Below are 15,093 nucleotides of genomic sequence, written 5' to 3'. Positions count from 1 at the left end.
GAGCAAACTTGCCTTTGTTGCGAAGAGTCGGCATAAACAAAACTATATAGGACATAATTAAAGCCGTCAGCGGCATACGGCTGGCTTCAGCCCGACACCAGATCGGGCATGCCAAAGGCCCGAGGGCCACTACCGCCATCACGCAAGGCACGGGTATGAGTCGCAGTACGGGGGAAAGGCCATGTGCCAGGAAATGATGCGAGCGGAAATCTGGCTGCAGGAGAGTCTGAGCAGTCAGGGAGGAATCGAGGAGCTGGCCGTGCGAATGGGCTACTCCACTTCACAGATTCGGCGTCGGTTTCGACACTGCTTCGGAATATCGCCCGGCGTCTATCGCGACCGGCTGCGTCTGGAGAAGGCGGCGCGATTGCTGATCCACACGCCGGAAGGCATCAGCCAGATCGCCAGGTTGTGTGGGTATTGCAACCATTCGGCATTCTCGCGCGCCTTCCACCGTCGCTATGGCCAGACGCCACGCCGCTACCGCCAGAGCATGCGCCTCAGGCTCAATCGACAACGACGGGGGATCCCCGCCTTCCCTTTCCGGGTGACCGAGCTACCGGCGCGACAGGCGGTACTGACGCGACTCTACGACCCGCCCGGTGAACTGGAGGACCTGACGGGATGGCGGTCGCATGCCCAGGGAGCGGAGGTCCTGCCGCCCCAACTCGGCGAGGCGCCGCCCCTCGCCATCTTCCATGACCAACCCCTGGAGAGCAGCCTGCCGCGGCTGGACCTGGGCGTGCAGCTGCCGGACGAGCCGCTCAACCTGGCTCTGCCGCCGACCTTTCGCTTGATGCGCCTGCCCGCGCAGCGCCATGCCTGCCTCAGGCTCGAGCATAGCCGGGAGCTGCGCTCCGCGATGCTGTTCATGACCTGTCGCGGCATCACCGGCGAAGGGGAGACGCTCAGCGGCGATCCTCCCCACCTGGTCCAGGAGGACAGCGAACTGGAGCTACGCATCCCCCTCCTCTAGGCAATGTCCGAAAAGTGCCTGCGCTCGGCTATACTGCGTTAAAAATCGGCTCAAAGTGCTCATTTACTACCTGTAAACTCCGCCTTTTCACCGATTTTTGCCTTGTCTAGCCTTCGCTCGTCGACTTTTCAGACAATGCCTAGGAACGACGACGCCGCCCGAAGGGGCGGCGTCGCAGCACGGGTCGTCGCGACCGGGCTCAGTCCTCGGTGCGCACCAGCCAGGACTCGACGGTCTCGGCGCCGAACTCGTCCTTCCAGGCCTTCAGCGTCTTCTGGTTGCCGCCGCGGGTCTCGACCACCTCGCCCGTATGGGGATTCTTGTAGATCTTCAGCTTGCGCTTGCGACGCCCGCCGGCAGTGGATGCCGCCTTGGGAGCCGCCGCGGCCGGCTGCGGGTTGAGCAGCTCGATGACATCGCCGGCACTCTTGCCGAACTCCTTCATCAACTCCTCGAGCTTGGTCTTGAACTCGAGCTCTGCCTTGAGGCGCTCGTCGTTCTCCAGCTTTTCGAGTTCGTTCTGGAGTTGCTTGAGCTGCTGCTCCTTCTGCATGTAATTACTGAGCAGTGATGACATCTAGGGAATCCTTGTTCGAAAGTTCGGGAATGCGTCCGTATTATTGCTCCAATATTCGACTTATGCAACTGTGCGCTAATAATACATCCGGGAGACAACTACGAGGACTCTTGAGAACCTCCAGCCAACTTAGACAATAATACCGGTCAAGAAGCTCCTTGAAGTCCGATACCCGGCCGGATAAACGCGTCTGCGAGTGTATCCGGCATGGAACCGTCAAGATGACGAGTAGCAAGTGACAAGTAAAAAGTGACAAGAAAGCCCCGCCGGGATCATCAGCGGAGCTTTCCCTTGAAAAGACGTAGCCAGCCAAGGTTTCCTTGCTACTTTCTACTTGAGCCTCGGCTTGGCCGCGAGCCGAGATCTGGCGGATGCGCTAACGCCTTTCCACCCTACGATTGCCAGCTACAAGGAGCAAGCTACAAGCCCCAAGGCCGAGACCTCGGGGGGTTCCTTCGCATCGGGGGCCGGTCACGGCCTGGGGTTTCGCCGGATGCGCCCGCTACGCGGGCTTATCCGGCCTACGACTGCTCGCCCCTCGAACCTCGCCCGTCGAACCTCGAACCTCGAACCTGGAACGAAAAACGCCGCCCCGGAGGGCGGCGTTGTCGATCGGGCTATAGGCGGGGCATGGGCCCTCGACCTCAGTCCTGACCCATCTGCTGCTTGATCAGGTCGCCGATGGTGGTCGGGCCACCGGTCTCGACATCCTGCTCGCGCAGCTTCTGCATGCCGCGACGAGTGTCTTCCTGATCCTTGGCCTTGATGGACAGGTTGATCTGGCGGTTCTTGCGATCGACACCGATGATACGGGCCTCGACGCTATCGCCTTCGTTCAGCACGTTACGGGCGTCCTCGACACGGTCGGCGCTGATCTCGGAGGCCTTCAGCACGGCGACCACATCGGTGGCCAGCTCGACGTGGGCTTCCTTGGCGTCGACCTCGACCACACGGCCGGTGACGATGGAGCCCTTGTCGTTGACGGCCAGGAACTCGGCGACCGGATCGGTGTCGAGCTGCTTGATGCCCAGGGAGATGCGCTCGCGCTCCGGGTCGATGGACAGGATGACGGCTTCCGCCTCGTCGCCCTTCTTGAACTGGCGAACGGCTTCCTCGCCGGTCTCGGTCCAGGAGATGTCGGACAGGTGCACCAGGCCGTCGATACCGCCTTCCAGGCCGATGAAGATGCCGAAGTCGGTGATGGACTTGATGGTCCCGGTGACGCGGTCGCCCTTGTTGTACTGGGCGTTGAAGGTCTCCCAGGGGTTCGGGGTGCACTGCTTGATGCCCAGGGAGATACGACGACGCTCCTCGTCGATATCGAGCACCATGACGTCCACCTCGTCGCCGACCTGAACGACCTTGGACGGATGGATGTTCTTGTTGGTCCAGTCCATCTCGGACACGTGGACCAGACCCTCGACGCCCTCTTCCAGCTCGGCGAAGCAGCCGTAGTCGGTGAGGTTGGTGACGCGGGCGTGCACCTTGGTGCCTTCCGGGTAGCGATCCTTGATGTTGACCCAGGGATCCTCGCCCAGCTGCTTCAGGCCCAGGGAGACACGGTTGCGCTCGCGGTCGAACTTGAGCACCTTGACGGTGATCTCGTCGCCCACGGAAACGATCTCGCTCGGGTGCTTGATGCGCTTCCAGGCCATGTCGGTGATGTGCAGCAGGCCGTCGACGCCGCCCAGGTCGACGAAGGCGCCGTAGTCGGTGAGGTTCTTGACGATACCGACGATCTGCTGGCCTTCCTGCAGGGTGGCGAGCAGGGCCTCACGCTCGGCGCTGTTCTCGGCCTCGAGGACGGCACGACGAGAAACGACCACGTTGTTGCGCTTCGGGTCGAGCTTGATGACCTTGAAGTCCAGCTCCTTGTTCTCGAGGTGCGTGGTGTCGCGCACCGGACGCACGTCGACCAGGGAACCGGGCAGGAAGGCACGGATGGAGTCGATGTCGACGGTGAAGCCGCCCTTGACCTTGCCGTTGATCACGCCCTTGACGATCTCTTCCTTCTCGAAGGCCGCTTCCAGGACCTTCCAGGCCTCGGCGCGCTTGGCCTTCTCGCGAGACAGGCGGGTCTCGCCGAAGCCGTCTTCCACGGCCTCGAGGGCGACGTGGACCTCGTCGCCCTGGGCGATGGTCAGCTCGCCGTTGTCGTCGCGGAACTGGGCCGCGGGAATCTGACCTTCGGACTTCAGGCCGGCATTGACGGTGACCCAGTCACCCTCGATGTCGACGACGGTGGCCGCGACGATGGCGCCCGGCTCCATGTTGATGTCCTGAAGAGACTGTTCAAACAGTTCAGCAAAGCTTTCGCTCATGATGTTCCTACGTGATCAACGTTGTGTGCGGCAGGGCCGCTCCTCCGCACCACCAGCGAGTGCGGGCCATTTCAGACTACCCTCGGGGATGTTGGCGCTGGTTCGACCTGGCCGGGCTCACGGGAAACGGGGTGCCCGACCACGTCATCACATCTTGCCGAAGGCGCCGCAAGGGAGTTCAGGTGCCGGAGGCCAGGCCACGCCGGGCCAGCAGTTCCGTCAGCCGATCCACCACTTCCGGTATCGTCAGGCTCGTGGTGTCCAGCTCGACGGCGTCATCGGCCGGGACGAGCGGGGCCACGCTGCGCTGCATGTCGCGTGCATCGCGTGCCTGAATCTCCTTTAGAAGACTCGATAGACTAGCATCCACCCCCGCCTCTCGCAACTGCAGGTGCCGGCGGCGGGCGCGTTCCTCGGCACTCGCCGTGAGGAAGATCTTCAGCGGGGCCTCGGGAAAGACCACGGTGCCCATGTCGCGGCCGTCGGCCACCAGCCCCGGGGATTTCCGGAAGTCGCGCTGGCGCTTGAGCAGCGCCTCGCGCACCGCCGGCAGGGCCGCCACCCGCGAGGCGGCGTCGCCCACCTGCTCGGTGCGGATCGCCTGGGTGGCGTCCGCCCCCTCGAGCAGGATGCGCGCCTCGCCCTCCTCGGCCAGGAAGACCACGTCCAGGCCCTCGGCGATCCGCGCCAGGCCCGCCTCGTCGTCCAGCGACACCTCGTGCTTGCCCGCGGCCAGCGCCGTCAGCCGATAGAGGGCGCCGCTGTCCAGCAGGTGCCAGCCCAGGCGCTCGGCGATCAGGCGGCTGATGGTGCCCTTGCCGGCCCCGCCGGGGCCATCGATGGTCAGTACCGGCGGCTGCTCGCTCATGACGCCTCCCGCTCTTCCTCGAGGGACAGGCCGACCCGGCGGGCCAGGGCGACGAAGCCGGGGAAGGAGGTCGCCACGTTGGCGCAGTCGTCGATGACGATCTCGTCCGAGGCGCGCAGCGCGGCGACGGTGAAGGCCATGGCGATGCGGTGGTCTCCCAGGCTGTCGATGCGCCCGCCCCCGTAGCTGGGCCCCTCGCCGCCGTGGCCGACGATATCGATACCGTCGTCGTACAGTCGGTTCTCGACGCCCAGCACGGCGAGCCCGTCGGCCATGGCCTTGAGGCGGTCGGATTCCTTGACCCGCAGCTCGGCGGCCTCGCGCAGCCGGGTGGTGCCCTCGGCGTTGGCGGCGGCGACGAACAGCGCGGGGAACTCGTCGATGGCCAGCGGCACCTGGTCGACGGGGATGTCGATGCCCTTGAGGGGCGCGTAGCGAATGTGCAGGTCGGCCACCGGCTCGCCGCCCACCTCGCGCTCGTTCTCCAGGCGCAGGTCGGCCCCCATGGCCTTGAGGATGTTGATCACGCCGATCCGCGTGGGATTGATGCCGACGTGCTCGAGCACCAGGTCGGCGCCCGGGGTGATGGCCGCGGCGACCAGGAAGAAGGTCGCCGAGGAGATGTCGGAGGGCACGTCGATGGGCGCGGCGGCCAGGCGCCCTCCCCCCTGCAGCCAGCAGGTGTCGCCCTCGCGGGAGACCTCGTAGCCGAAGCCGTTGAGCATCCGCTCGGTGTGGTCGCGGGTCGGCGCCGGCTCGCGCACCCGGGTCTCGCCCTCGGCGTAGAGCCCGGCCAGCAGCAGGCAGGACTTCACCTGGGCGCTGGCCATGGGCATGTCGTAGGTGATGCCCCGGAGGCGCTGGCCGCCGCGGATCTTCAGCGGCGGCCGGCCGCCCTCGGCGGTCTCGATGACCGCGCCCATCTCGCGCAGCGGGTCGGCGACGCGCCCCATGGGCCGCTTGGTCAGGGAGGCATCCCCGGTGAGCTCGGTGTCGAAGGCCTGGCCGGCCAGCAGGCCGGCGAACAGCCGCATGGCGGTCCCGGCGTTGCCCACGTAGAGCGGCCCGGCCGGCGCCTTGAGGCCGTGCAGGCCCACGCCGTGCACGGTGACCCGCCCCTGGTGGGGCCCCTCGATGGCCACGCCCATCTCGCGGAAGGCCTGGAGGGTGGCCAGGCTGTCCTCGCCCTCGAGGAAGCCGGTCACCTCGGTGACGCCGTCGGCCAGGGCCCCGAGCATGATGGAGCGGTGGGAGATCGACTTGTCGCCGGGCACGCGGATGCGGCCGGTCACGCCGCCGCCGGGCCTGACCCGGTAGCGCAGCCTGTCTTGTGCTTGCATCTGGTATTCCGCCTGATAGCTGGTCTGGTTGAGCAGGGAATCGAAGTAGTGGCGGGCATGGCTGGCACGATCGAAGGTCGCCAGCATGGCATCGGTGTCGCCCCTCTCCACGGCCCGGCGCAGCCGGGCCACCCCGGCCTCGAAGTCGTCGAGGGCGGCGAGCACGGCGTCGCGGTTGGCGACGAAGATGTCCCGCCACATCACCGGGTCGCTGCCGGCGATACGGGTGAAGTCGCGAAAGCCGCCGGCGGCATAGCGGAAGATCTCCAGGCGCTCGTCCTGGCGCGCCAGGGTATCCACCAGGGAGAAGGCCAGCAGGTGCGGCAGGTGGCTGGTCCGGGCCAGCACCTGGTCGTGGCGATCCACCGCCATCTCCAGCACCTCCGCACCGGTCGCCTCCCAGAGCCGGCGCACCCGGGCCAGGGCCTCGGGATCGGTGTCCGGCTCGGGGGTCAGGATCACCTTGTGCCGGGCATAGAGCTTGGAGTCGGCGGCCGCCACGCCGCTCTTCTCGGAGCCGGCGATGGGATGGCCGAGCACCAGGTTCGCCGGCATCCTGCCGAAGACCCCCGCGGCGGCCTCGCGGATCGTGCCCTTGGTGCTGCCCACGTCGGTGATCACCAGGTCGTCGGCGGCCCGTTCCCGGCCCGCGGCGACCTCCTCCATCACCTGGCGCATGGCCAGCACCGGCACCGCCAGCACGACCAGGCTGACGCCCTCGAGGAGCGGCGAAAGCCGGGTGCCGCCGCGCTCGATCAGCCCCATCTCGACGCCCCGGGTGATCTCCTCGGCATCGGGATCGCAGGCCAGGATCTCGCCCGCGAAGCCCGCGGCACGCAGGGCGGCGGCCAGCGAGCCGCCGATCAGCCCGACGCCGACGATCAGCAGCCGCGGCTCCGCCGGCGCGACGGCATGACGCCCCATCTAGAGCACGCCCTGGGGGTAGGAGCCCAGGACCTTGACCTCGGCGGCGCGCAGCCGCACCTCCTCGAGCATGGCCGAGACCCGCGGTTCCTCGTGGTGCCCCTTGAAGTCGATGAAGAAGACGTAGTTCCACACGCCGCTGCGCGAGGGCCGAGTCTCCAGGCGGGTCAGGTCGATCTGGTGGCGATGGAAGGGCTCGAGCAGGTCATGCAGGGCGCCGGGCTGGTTGCGCATGGCCACCACGATGGAGGTCTTGTCCTCCCCGGACATGGGCACGTCCTGGTTGCCGATGATCAGGAAGCGCGTGGAGTTGTCCGGGCGATCCTCGATCTTCTCGGCGATGCGGGTCAGGCCGTAGAGCTTGGCGGCCATGTCGCCGGCGATGGCGGCGCTGTGCCACTCGGTCTTGACCAGGCGGGCGGCCTCGGCGTTGGAGGAGACGGGGACCCGCTCGGCCTGCGGATAGTGGGCATCCAGCCACTTGCGGCACTGGGCGAAGGACTGCGGATGGGAGTAGATCCGCGAGACCTTGTCGCGCCGGGTGGTCTCGGAGACCAGCAGGTGATGGTGGATCCGCAGCACCACCTCGCCGCAGATGCGCAGGCTGGAGTCCATGAAGGAATCCAGCGTGTGGTTGATCACGCCCTCGGTGGAGTTCTCCACCGGCACCACGCCGTAGTTGACGGCCCCGGCCTCCACCTCGCGGAACACCTCGTCGATGGCCGCCATGGGCAGGCTGATGGCGCTCTCGCCGAAGTGCTTGAGGGCCGCCTGCTGGGTGAAGGTGCCCTCCGGCCCCAGGTAGGCGACCTTGATCGGCTGCTCCAGGGCCAGGCAGGCGGACATGATCTCGCGGAACAGCCGGGCCATCTCCTCGCTGTCCAGGGGACCATGGTTGAGCTCCATGATCCGGCGCAGTACCTGGGCCTCGCGTTCGGGACGATAGAAGACCGCCTGGGGGTCGTCCTGGGTCTTGATCTCGGCGACGTTGCGGGCGCACTCGGCCCGCTCGCTGATCAGTCGCAGGATGTCGTTGTCCAGCTCGTCGATGCGCTGGCGCAGCGCCTCGAGATTGATGGGGGTATCACTCATCGGTGGTTCCCTTCTTATCGGGCAGGGCCCGGTGTCTTACATGTCGGCCAAGCTGCAAGCTGCAAGCTGCAAGCTGCAAGCTGCAAGCTGCAAGCTGCAAGCTGCAAGCTGCAAGCTGCAAGCTGCAAGGCAGTGTGCTGCCCCCTGAGACAAGCCGACAAGGGGTTTCCTTGTCGCTTGCTCCTTGTAGCTTGTCGCTGCCCGAAGGGCGTTCGGCGCTTGTAGCTGCCCTCTAGGCGCTTGTCACTTTCTACTTGTCACTTTCCTCTTGGCGCTCGGCGCTCGGCGCTATCCTCTCCGCTTCTCGAAGTCGCCCATGAAGTCGACCAGGGCGTCCACGGCGGCTTCCGGCACGGCGTTGTAGAGGCTGGCGCGCATGCCGCCGACGCTGCGGTGGCCCTTGAGGTTGAGCAGGCCCGCCTCCTCGGCCTCGGCCAGGAAGGCCTTGTCCAGGCGATCGTCGGCGAGCACGAAGGGCACGTTCATCCGCGAGCGGTTGGCCATCGCGATCGGATTGGCATAGAAGTCGCTGGCGTCGATGGCGGCGTAGAGCTTCTCGGCCTTGCGGCGATTGATGGCCTCCATGGCCGCCAGGCCGCCGATGTCGTGCTTCAGCCAATGGAAGACCAGCCCCGCCAGGTACCAGCTGTAGGTGGCCGGGGTGTTCACCATGGAGCCTCCCTCGGCGAGGGTCTTGTAGCCCAGCAGCGTCGGCATGTCGGCCCGGGCGCGGTCGAGCAGGTCGTCGCGCACGATCACCACGGTGAGCCCCGCCGGGCCGATGTTCTTCTGGGCCCCGGCGTAGATGACCCCGAACCGCGACACGTCGAGCGGGCCGGAGAGAATGCTCGAGGACATGTCGCAGACCAGCGGCACCCGGGTTCCGTCAGGGCGCACGGCCTCGGGGGTGTAGTCGAACTCGAGGCCGCCGATGGTCTCGTTGGCGGTGTAATGCAGGTAGGCGGCGTCATCGGTGAGCGCGATATCGGCCTGGCGCGGCACGGCCGTGTGGCCGTTGGCCTCGCTGGAGGCCGCCACCGGGGCCGCGCCGAACAGGTGGCGGGCCTCGGCCATGGCCTTCTTGCCCCAGATCCCGGTATGGACGAAGTTGGCGCTGCCCCCGCGCCCCAGCAGGTTGTAGGGGGCCGCGGCGAACTGCAGGCTCGCCCCGCCCTGGGTGAACAGCACCCGATAGTCGTCGGGAATCGCCAGCAGGTCGCGCAGGTCGCGCTCGGCCTGCTCGGCGATGGCCACGTACTCGGCGGAGCGATGGCTCATCTCCATCACCGAGAGGCCCCGCCCCTGGTAGTCCAGCAGTTCGTCCCGGGCCCGGACCAGCACCGGCTCGGGCAGGGCGGCCGGGCCGGCGCAGAAGTTGTAATGGCGTGTCATCGGCGTCGTGGTTCCTTGTCTCGAATATTCCCCCACCCGGTGGGAGCGCGCTTCAGGGCGCGACGGTTGCCACCATCGCGCAGCAAGCGGCGCTCCTACTGGGCATCGGTGTCTTCATCCGGCGCCTCGGCGTCTTCTCCCTCGAGCGCGGCTTCCTCGGCCGGCTCGTCGATGCGCACCGTCTTGACCAGGGACTCGGCCTCGCCGAGGCGGATCAGCATCACGCCCTGGGTGTTGCGCGAGGAGATGGACACCTCGTCGACCCGGGTCCGCACCAGGGTCCCCTTGTCGGTGATCAGCATCATCTCGTCGGAGCCGTAGACCTGCATGGCCGCGACCAAGGCGCCGTTGCGCTCGCTGGTCTGCATGGCGATCACGCCCTGGCCGCCGCGCCCGCGCAGCGGGAACTCCTCGAGCCGCGTGCGCTTGCCGTAGCCGTGCTCGCTGGCGGTGAGGATGTAGATCTGGCCGCCGTTGCCGTTGACCAGGGCCTGGTCGTCGCCCTCCTCGGTCTCGGCCTCCGCATCGATCTGCTGGCTCTGGGGAATGATCAGGCTGATCACCTCGGCGTCGCCGATCAGGCGCATGCCCCGCACCCCGCGGGCGGTGCGCCCCATGGCCCGCACGTCCTTCTCCTCGAAGCGGATGGCCTTGCCGTTGGAGGACAGCAGCATGGCGTGATCCGAGCCGCTGGTGATGGCGGCCCCCACCAGGCGATCGCCCTCCTCCAGCTCGATGGCGATCAGGCCCACGCTGCGCGGCCGGGAGAACTGGGCCAGGCTGGTGCGCTTGACCGTGCCCTTGGCGGTGGCGAAGAAGATGTAGCTGTCCGGGTCGTAGTCATGGACCGGCAGGATGGCGTTGATCGCCTCGCCCTCGTCCAGCGGCAGCAGGTTGACCAGCGGCTTGCCCCGGGAGCCGCGGCTGGCCGCCGGCATCTCGTAGACCTTGAGCCAGTAGACCTTGCCGCGGTTGGAGAACAGCAGCACGGTGTCGTGGGTCGAGGCCACCAGCAGGTGCTCGATGACGTCCTCGTCCTTCATGGCCGTGGCCGACTTGCCTCGCCCGCCGCGGCGCTGGGCCTGGTAGTCGGAGAGCGGCTGGGTCTTGGCGTAGCCGGAGCGGGACACGGTGACCACCATGTCCTCCTCGGCGATCAGGTCCTCGATGGACAGGTCGAGATGGCTGGCCTGGATCTCGGTGCGCCGCGGCTCGCCGAACTGGTCGCGCACCGCGACGAGCTCCTCGCGGATCACCTCCAGCAGGCGGTCGGCGCTGGCCAGGATCTCGGTGAGCTCGGCGATCTTCTCCAGGATACCCAGGTACTCGTCGAGCAGCTTCTCGGTCTCGAGCCCGGTCAGGCGATGCAGGCGCAGCTCGAGGATCGCCTGGGCCTGGGCCGGCGACAGGCGATACTGGGTCGCGGTCGGATCGAGCCCGTAGCCCTCCTCCAGGTCCTCGGGCTTGCAGGAGGTGGCCCCGGCGCGCTCGAGCATGCCGGTGACCTGGCCCGGCGGCCAGCTGCGGCCCAGCAGCTTCTCCTTGGCCTCGGCGGCCGACGGCGAGGCCTTGATCAGCTCGATGACCTCGTCGATGTTGGAGATCGCGACGGTCAGGCCCTCGAGGATATGGCCCCGCTCGCGGGCCTTCTTGAGCTCGAAGAGGGTGCGGCGCGTCACCACCTCGCGGCGGTGGCGGATGAAGGCCTCGAGGGTTTCCTTGAGGTTCAGGGTGCGGGGTTCGCCGCCGTCCAGGGCCACCATGTTGATGCCGAAGACGTTCTGCAGCTGGGTCTGGGCGAAGAGGTTGTTGACCACCACCTCGCCGGACTCGCCGCGCTTGACCTCGATGACGACCCGCAGCCCCTCCTTGTCCGACTCGTCGCGCAGTTCGGCGATGCCGTCGATCTTCTTGTCCTTGACCAGCTCGGCGATCTTCTCGATCAACCGGGCCTTGTTCACCTGGTAGGGCAGCTCGGTGACGATGATGTGGTCACGGCCGGTCTTCTCGTCGTGCTCGATGGTGTGGCGGGCCCGCACGTAGATGCGCCCGCGGCCGGTGCGGTAGGCCTCGAGGATGCCCGCCCGGCCGTTGATGATGCCGCCGGTGGGGAAGTCCGGGCCGGGGATGTACTCCATGAGGTCGTCGACGGACAGGGTGTAGTCGTCGATCAGCGCCAGGCAGCCGTCGATCACCTCCACCATGTTGTGGGGCGGGATGTTGGTGGCCATGCCCACGGCGATGCCGGAGGAGCCGTTGATCAGCAGGTTCGGCACCTTGGTCGGCAGCACGTCGGGGATGCGCTCGGTGCCGTCGTAGTTGTCGACCCAGTCGACGGTGTCCTTCTCCAGGTCGGCCAGCAACTGGTGGGCCAGCCGGGCCATGCGCACCTCGGTGTAACGCATGGCGGCGGCGTTGTCGCCGTCGATGGAGCCGAAGTTGCCCTGGCCGTCGACCAGCACGTGGCGCATGGAGAAGTCCTGAGCCATGCGCACGATGGTGTCGTAGACGGCGCTGTCGCCGTGGGGGTGGTACTTACCGATGACATCGCCCACCACGCGGGCCGACTTCTTGTAGGGCTTGTTCCAGTCGTTGCCCAGCTCGTGCATGGCGTAGAGCACGCGCCGGTGGACCGGCTTCAGGCCATCGCGCACGTCGGGCAGCGCACGGCCGATGATCACGCTCATCGCGTAATCGAGGTACGACTGCTTGAGCTCGTCCTCGATGTTGACTGGCAGAATCTCTCTGGCGATGTCACCCATGGGTCGTCGAATCCTTTGCACTGCAAGAGGTTGGCGCGTCACGTGGCCGTGAGGGAGCGCACAATAATAGCGCTACATCATACCACTACGGGCGGGGCAAAGCAGCGGGTCACGAGGCGACGACCAGGGCGGCCAGCCGGTCTCTCACCTCCCCCTCGATGGTCACCGCCCTCTGGGTACTGAAGTCCATCAGCAGGAAGGTGAGGTCGGCGTCGGCCACCGCCCTGCCGCTGACGGCGTGCCGAATGCGCTGCCGGATCCGCATCCGGCGGGTGCCGATCTCGGCGATCGAGGTGACCACCTCCAGGTCATCCCCCGCGACCGCCGGCCGGCGATAATCCAGGTTGAGGTTGACCACGACGAACCCGAGCCGCTCTCGGCGCACGACCTCGGCCAGGTCCGGGTGCCGATCGAAGTAGTCCCAGCGCCCCTCCTCGAGGAACTCCAGATAGCGGGCGTTGTTGACGTGCCCGTAGCCGTCCAGGTGATAGCCGCGCACCCGGATCGGGGTCACGACGGTGGCGTTGGCGTCCATGGCGGGCGTCTCCTTGGGAAAAGTTCGATCATAGGGGGGAGTGCCGGCGAGACTCAAACCGTCGTTTGATTCCCGATGATGGATCATCGCTGGCACCCCCGAGCCCCATTCGCCATAATGTGCCTCCTTTTCGGCCAGGAAATGCGTCATGTGGTTCAAGCACTTGCACCTCTATCGCCTGCACGGTGCGCCCGAACTCGACACCGCTCGCCTGGAGGAGGCCCTCGGCGAGCAGGCCTTCCGCCCGCTGGGCGGCAGCGAGCCGCGCCGCCTGGGCTGGTGTGCCCCGGCGGGGCGGGCCGGCACCCAGCTGCTGCATGAACTCCAGGGACAACGCCTGATCACGGCGCTGCGCCAGGAGCGAATCCTGCCCGCCTCCGTGGTGCGCGAGGAAGTGGACGAGCGCGCCGAGGCCATCGAAACCGCCGAAGGGCGCAAGCTGCGTCGCCAGGAGAAGCTGACCCTCAAGGAACAGGTCTACGAGGAACTGCTGCCCCGGGCCTTCGTGCGCAGCCAGAAGGTCGACCTCTGGTGGGACACCCGGCGAAGCCTGATCGCGGTGAACACCAGCAGCCGCAAGCGTGCCGAGGAAGTGCTCGACCTGCTGCGCGAGACCCTGGGCAGCCTCAAGGTCACGCCGCTGGCCAGCCAGACCCTGCCGATGCGGGCCATGACCGCCTGGCTGGGCGATCCGGGCGCACGACCCGCCGACCTCGTGCTGGGCGACCAGGTGGAGCTCAAGGCCAAGGGCGACGACGGCGTGCTGCGCGCCCGCCAGGTGGACCTGGACAGCGACGAGATCCAGCAACTGCTGGAAGGCGGCCGCCAGGCCAGCAAGCTGGCCCTGGGCCTGGAGGGCCGGCTCGGCTTCGTGCTGCATGATGACCTGGCCGTCAAGTCGCTACGCTTCGATGATGCACTGATCGACGAAGCTTCCCAGGCCGACGACGGCGACGATGCCCTGGTGCGCCTGGAGACCGATTTCCTGCTGATGACCCAGGCGCTGGCCGACAGCATCGAGCGCCTGCTGGCCTGGCTGGGCGGCGAAGCCCAGTCGAGCCAGGATGCCCCCTCCGTCTGACCGAGCTGGCCCCGCGCCCATGACTACGATTCAAGATCACACCACCGCCGATCCCTGGGCAGAGATTCGCCCCTATCAGGATGACGAGGTCGCCGAGGTGCTCGAGCGCCTCGCCAAGGATCCGGAACTCCTGGACGCCCTCACCCGCTTCCGCCTGCCCCGCCTGGCGCGGGTCATGCCGCGCCTGTCCCGCGCCATCGCCGGCTTCGCGGTGCGCCGGGAGACCCGGGGCGTGACCAGCGTGCGCGCCTTCCAGGATCGCATCGCCGCCTACATGCAGCGAATGATCCGCAACTCCACCAGCGACTTCCGGGCCGACGGCCTGGAGCGGCTGGCACCCGACACGGCCTACCTGTTCATCGGCAACCACCGCGACATCTCGCTGGACCCGGCCTTCGTCAACTATGCGCTCTACCTGGCCGGTCGCGACACCGTGCGCATCGCCATCGGCGACAACCTGCTGAAGAAGCCCTACGTCACCGACCTGATGCGACTCAACAAGAGCTTCATCGTGCCACGCAGCGCCCGCGGCAAGCGCGCCATGCTGGCCGCCTACCAGAAGCTCTCGGCCTACATCCGCCACTCCATCACGGTGGACAACCATTCGATCTGGATGGCCCAGCGAGAGGGGCGCGCCAAGGACGGCATCGACCGCACCGATCCCGCCATCGTCAAGATGCTCACCATGGCCCGCCGGGCCGAGGCCAAGGGCATCGGCACCGGCGAGGCCATCGCCGAACTGCGCCTGGTGCCGGTCTCGATCAGCTACGAGTACGATCCCTGCGACATCCAGAAGGCCCGGGAGCTCCAGGCGATCCATGACGAGGGCCAGTACCGCAAGAGCGAATTCGAGGACATCCGCTCCATCGTCGCCGGCATCACCGGCCAGAAGGGGCGGGTCCACCTGCGCTTCGGCACGCCGCTGGGCGCGGACTTCGACACCCCCGAAGCCGTCGCCGCCGAGATCGATCGCCAGGTGCTCGAGGGCTATCACCTCTTCCCCAGCCACTACCTGGCCCTCGAGGCGCTGGGGGACGCCCCGGAGCTCGTCGACCTGAGCGAGGTGACCGACGCCGACCGCGCCCGCTTCCAGACCCGGCTGGCCGAGGTGCCCGAGGACCTGCGCGATTGGTGGCTGGCCCAGTACGCCAATCCCGTTCGGAACATTCGGGGGAAGAGGGAAGAACGGCGAGAGAAGAAGGAAGAGGGAAGAGGGAAGGCGTAG

At 67.1% G+C, this 15,093-nt stretch carries 11 protein-coding genes; 3 read left to right on the top strand and 8 right to left on the bottom strand.

The window, feature by feature from the left end; all coding sequences use genetic code 11:
* Window positions 1-181: 181 nt before the first annotated feature.
* Window positions 182-976: a helix-turn-helix domain-containing protein gene (locus BEI_RS08080; RefSeq protein WP_097789035.1), complete on the top strand. Its 795-nt coding sequence runs from the start codon at window positions 182-184 to the stop codon at window positions 974-976.
* Between the two features lie 199 nt (window positions 977-1,175).
* On the opposite strand, the gene BEI_RS08075 is transcribed toward BEI_RS08080, so the two are convergent.
* The 8 genes from BEI_RS08075 to BEI_RS08040 all read right to left on the bottom strand — a co-directional run bounded on the left by BEI_RS08075 (window position 1,176) and on the right by BEI_RS08040 (window position 12,787).
* Window positions 1,176-1,553 (bottom strand): histone-like nucleoid-structuring protein, MvaT/MvaU family, encoded by a 378-nt coding sequence (locus tag BEI_RS08075; protein WP_097789034.1) that lies wholly within the window; start codon window positions 1,551-1,553, stop codon window positions 1,176-1,178.
* 644 nt (window positions 1,554-2,197) lie between these two features.
* Complete coding sequence (gene rpsA, locus BEI_RS08070) at window positions 2,198-3,874, bottom strand: 30S ribosomal protein S1 (RefSeq protein ID WP_097789033.1); 1,677 nt, start codon at window positions 3,872-3,874, stop codon at window positions 2,198-2,200.
* A gap of 178 nt (window positions 3,875-4,052) precedes the next feature.
* A complete protein-coding gene (gene cmk, locus BEI_RS08065) occupies window positions 4,053-4,742 on the bottom strand; it encodes a (d)CMP kinase (RefSeq protein ID WP_097789032.1) in 690 nt (229 codons plus the stop codon).
* The gene (locus tag BEI_RS08060; RefSeq protein WP_097789031.1) at window positions 4,739-7,006 is read right to left on the bottom strand and encodes a bifunctional prephenate dehydrogenase/3-phosphoshikimate 1-carboxyvinyltransferase; all 2,268 of its coding nucleotides are present in this window, start codon (window positions 7,004-7,006) and stop codon (window positions 4,739-4,741) included. Before BEI_RS08060 ends, cmk begins: the two co-directional genes overlap by 4 nt.
* Complete coding sequence (gene pheA, locus BEI_RS08055) at window positions 7,007-8,098, bottom strand: prephenate dehydratase (RefSeq protein WP_097789030.1); 1,092 nt, start codon at window positions 8,096-8,098, stop codon at window positions 7,007-7,009.
* Window positions 8,099-8,386: 288 nt separating this feature from the next.
* Window positions 8,387-9,490 (bottom strand): 3-phosphoserine/phosphohydroxythreonine transaminase, encoded by a 1,104-nt coding sequence (serC, locus tag BEI_RS08050; RefSeq protein ID WP_097789029.1) that lies wholly within the window; start codon window positions 9,488-9,490, stop codon window positions 8,387-8,389.
* A 95-nt stretch (window positions 9,491-9,585) separates the two neighbouring features.
* Complete coding sequence (gene gyrA, locus BEI_RS08045; protein ID WP_097789028.1) at window positions 9,586-12,252, bottom strand: DNA gyrase subunit A; 2,667 nt, start codon at window positions 12,250-12,252, stop codon at window positions 9,586-9,588.
* Window positions 12,253-12,361: 109 nt separating this feature from the next.
* On the bottom strand, window positions 12,362-12,787 hold the full coding sequence (locus BEI_RS08040; RefSeq protein WP_097789027.1) for an acyl-CoA thioesterase: 426 nt from the start codon (window positions 12,785-12,787) through the stop codon (window positions 12,362-12,364).
* A gap of 148 nt (window positions 12,788-12,935) precedes the next feature.
* Between BEI_RS08040 and BEI_RS08035 the strand changes: the two genes are divergently transcribed.
* Both BEI_RS08035 and BEI_RS08030 read left to right on the top strand, forming a co-directional pair.
* Window positions 12,936-13,868 (top strand): recombination-associated protein RdgC, encoded by a 933-nt coding sequence (locus BEI_RS08035; RefSeq protein ID WP_097789026.1) that lies wholly within the window; start codon window positions 12,936-12,938, stop codon window positions 13,866-13,868.
* Between the two features lie 19 nt (window positions 13,869-13,887).
* Window positions 13,888-15,093 carry a 1-acyl-sn-glycerol-3-phosphate acyltransferase gene (locus BEI_RS08030; protein ID WP_097789025.1) on the top strand — a complete coding sequence of 402 codons (1,206 nt, stop codon included), beginning with the start codon at window positions 13,888-13,890 and terminating at the stop codon, window positions 15,091-15,093.

The organism is Halomonas beimenensis, from assembly GCF_002549795.1.
Taxonomy (GTDB): Bacteria; Pseudomonadota; Gammaproteobacteria; order Pseudomonadales; family Halomonadaceae; genus Halomonas; species Halomonas beimenensis.
Note: the sequence above shows the minus strand (reverse complement) of the source record. Positions and strands in the feature narration are given on the sequence as shown.

Bases quoted from the DNA above. Each gene is read 5' to 3' on its own strand.
- BEI_RS08080 (WP_097789035.1), top strand. From the start codon at position 182: ATGTGCCAGGAAATGATGCGAGCGGAAATCTGGCTGCAGGAGAGTCTG.
- BEI_RS08075 (WP_097789034.1), bottom strand. From the start codon at position 1,553: ATGTCATCACTGCTCAGTAATTACATGCAGAAGGAGCAGCAGCTCAAG.
- rpsA (WP_097789033.1), bottom strand. From the start codon at position 3,874: ATGAGCGAAAGCTTTGCTGAACTGTTTGAACAGTCTCTTCAGGACATC.
- cmk (WP_097789032.1), bottom strand. From the start codon at position 4,742: ATGAGCGAGCAGCCGCCGGTACTGACCATCGATGGCCCCGGCGGGGCC.
- BEI_RS08060 (WP_097789031.1), bottom strand. From the start codon at position 7,006: ATGGGGCGTCATGCCGTCGCGCCGGCGGAGCCGCGGCTGCTGATCGTC.
- pheA (WP_097789030.1), bottom strand. From the start codon at position 8,098: ATGAGTGATACCCCCATCAATCTCGAGGCGCTGCGCCAGCGCATCGAC.
- serC (WP_097789029.1), bottom strand. From the start codon at position 9,490: ATGACACGCCATTACAACTTCTGCGCCGGCCCGGCCGCCCTGCCCGAG.
- gyrA (WP_097789028.1), bottom strand. From the start codon at position 12,252: ATGGGTGACATCGCCAGAGAGATTCTGCCAGTCAACATCGAGGACGAG.
- BEI_RS08040 (WP_097789027.1), bottom strand. From the start codon at position 12,787: ATGGACGCCAACGCCACCGTCGTGACCCCGATCCGGGTGCGCGGCTAT.
- BEI_RS08035 (WP_097789026.1), top strand. From the start codon at position 12,936: ATGTGGTTCAAGCACTTGCACCTCTATCGCCTGCACGGTGCGCCCGAA.
- BEI_RS08030 (WP_097789025.1), top strand. From the start codon at position 13,888: ATGACTACGATTCAAGATCACACCACCGCCGATCCCTGGGCAGAGATT.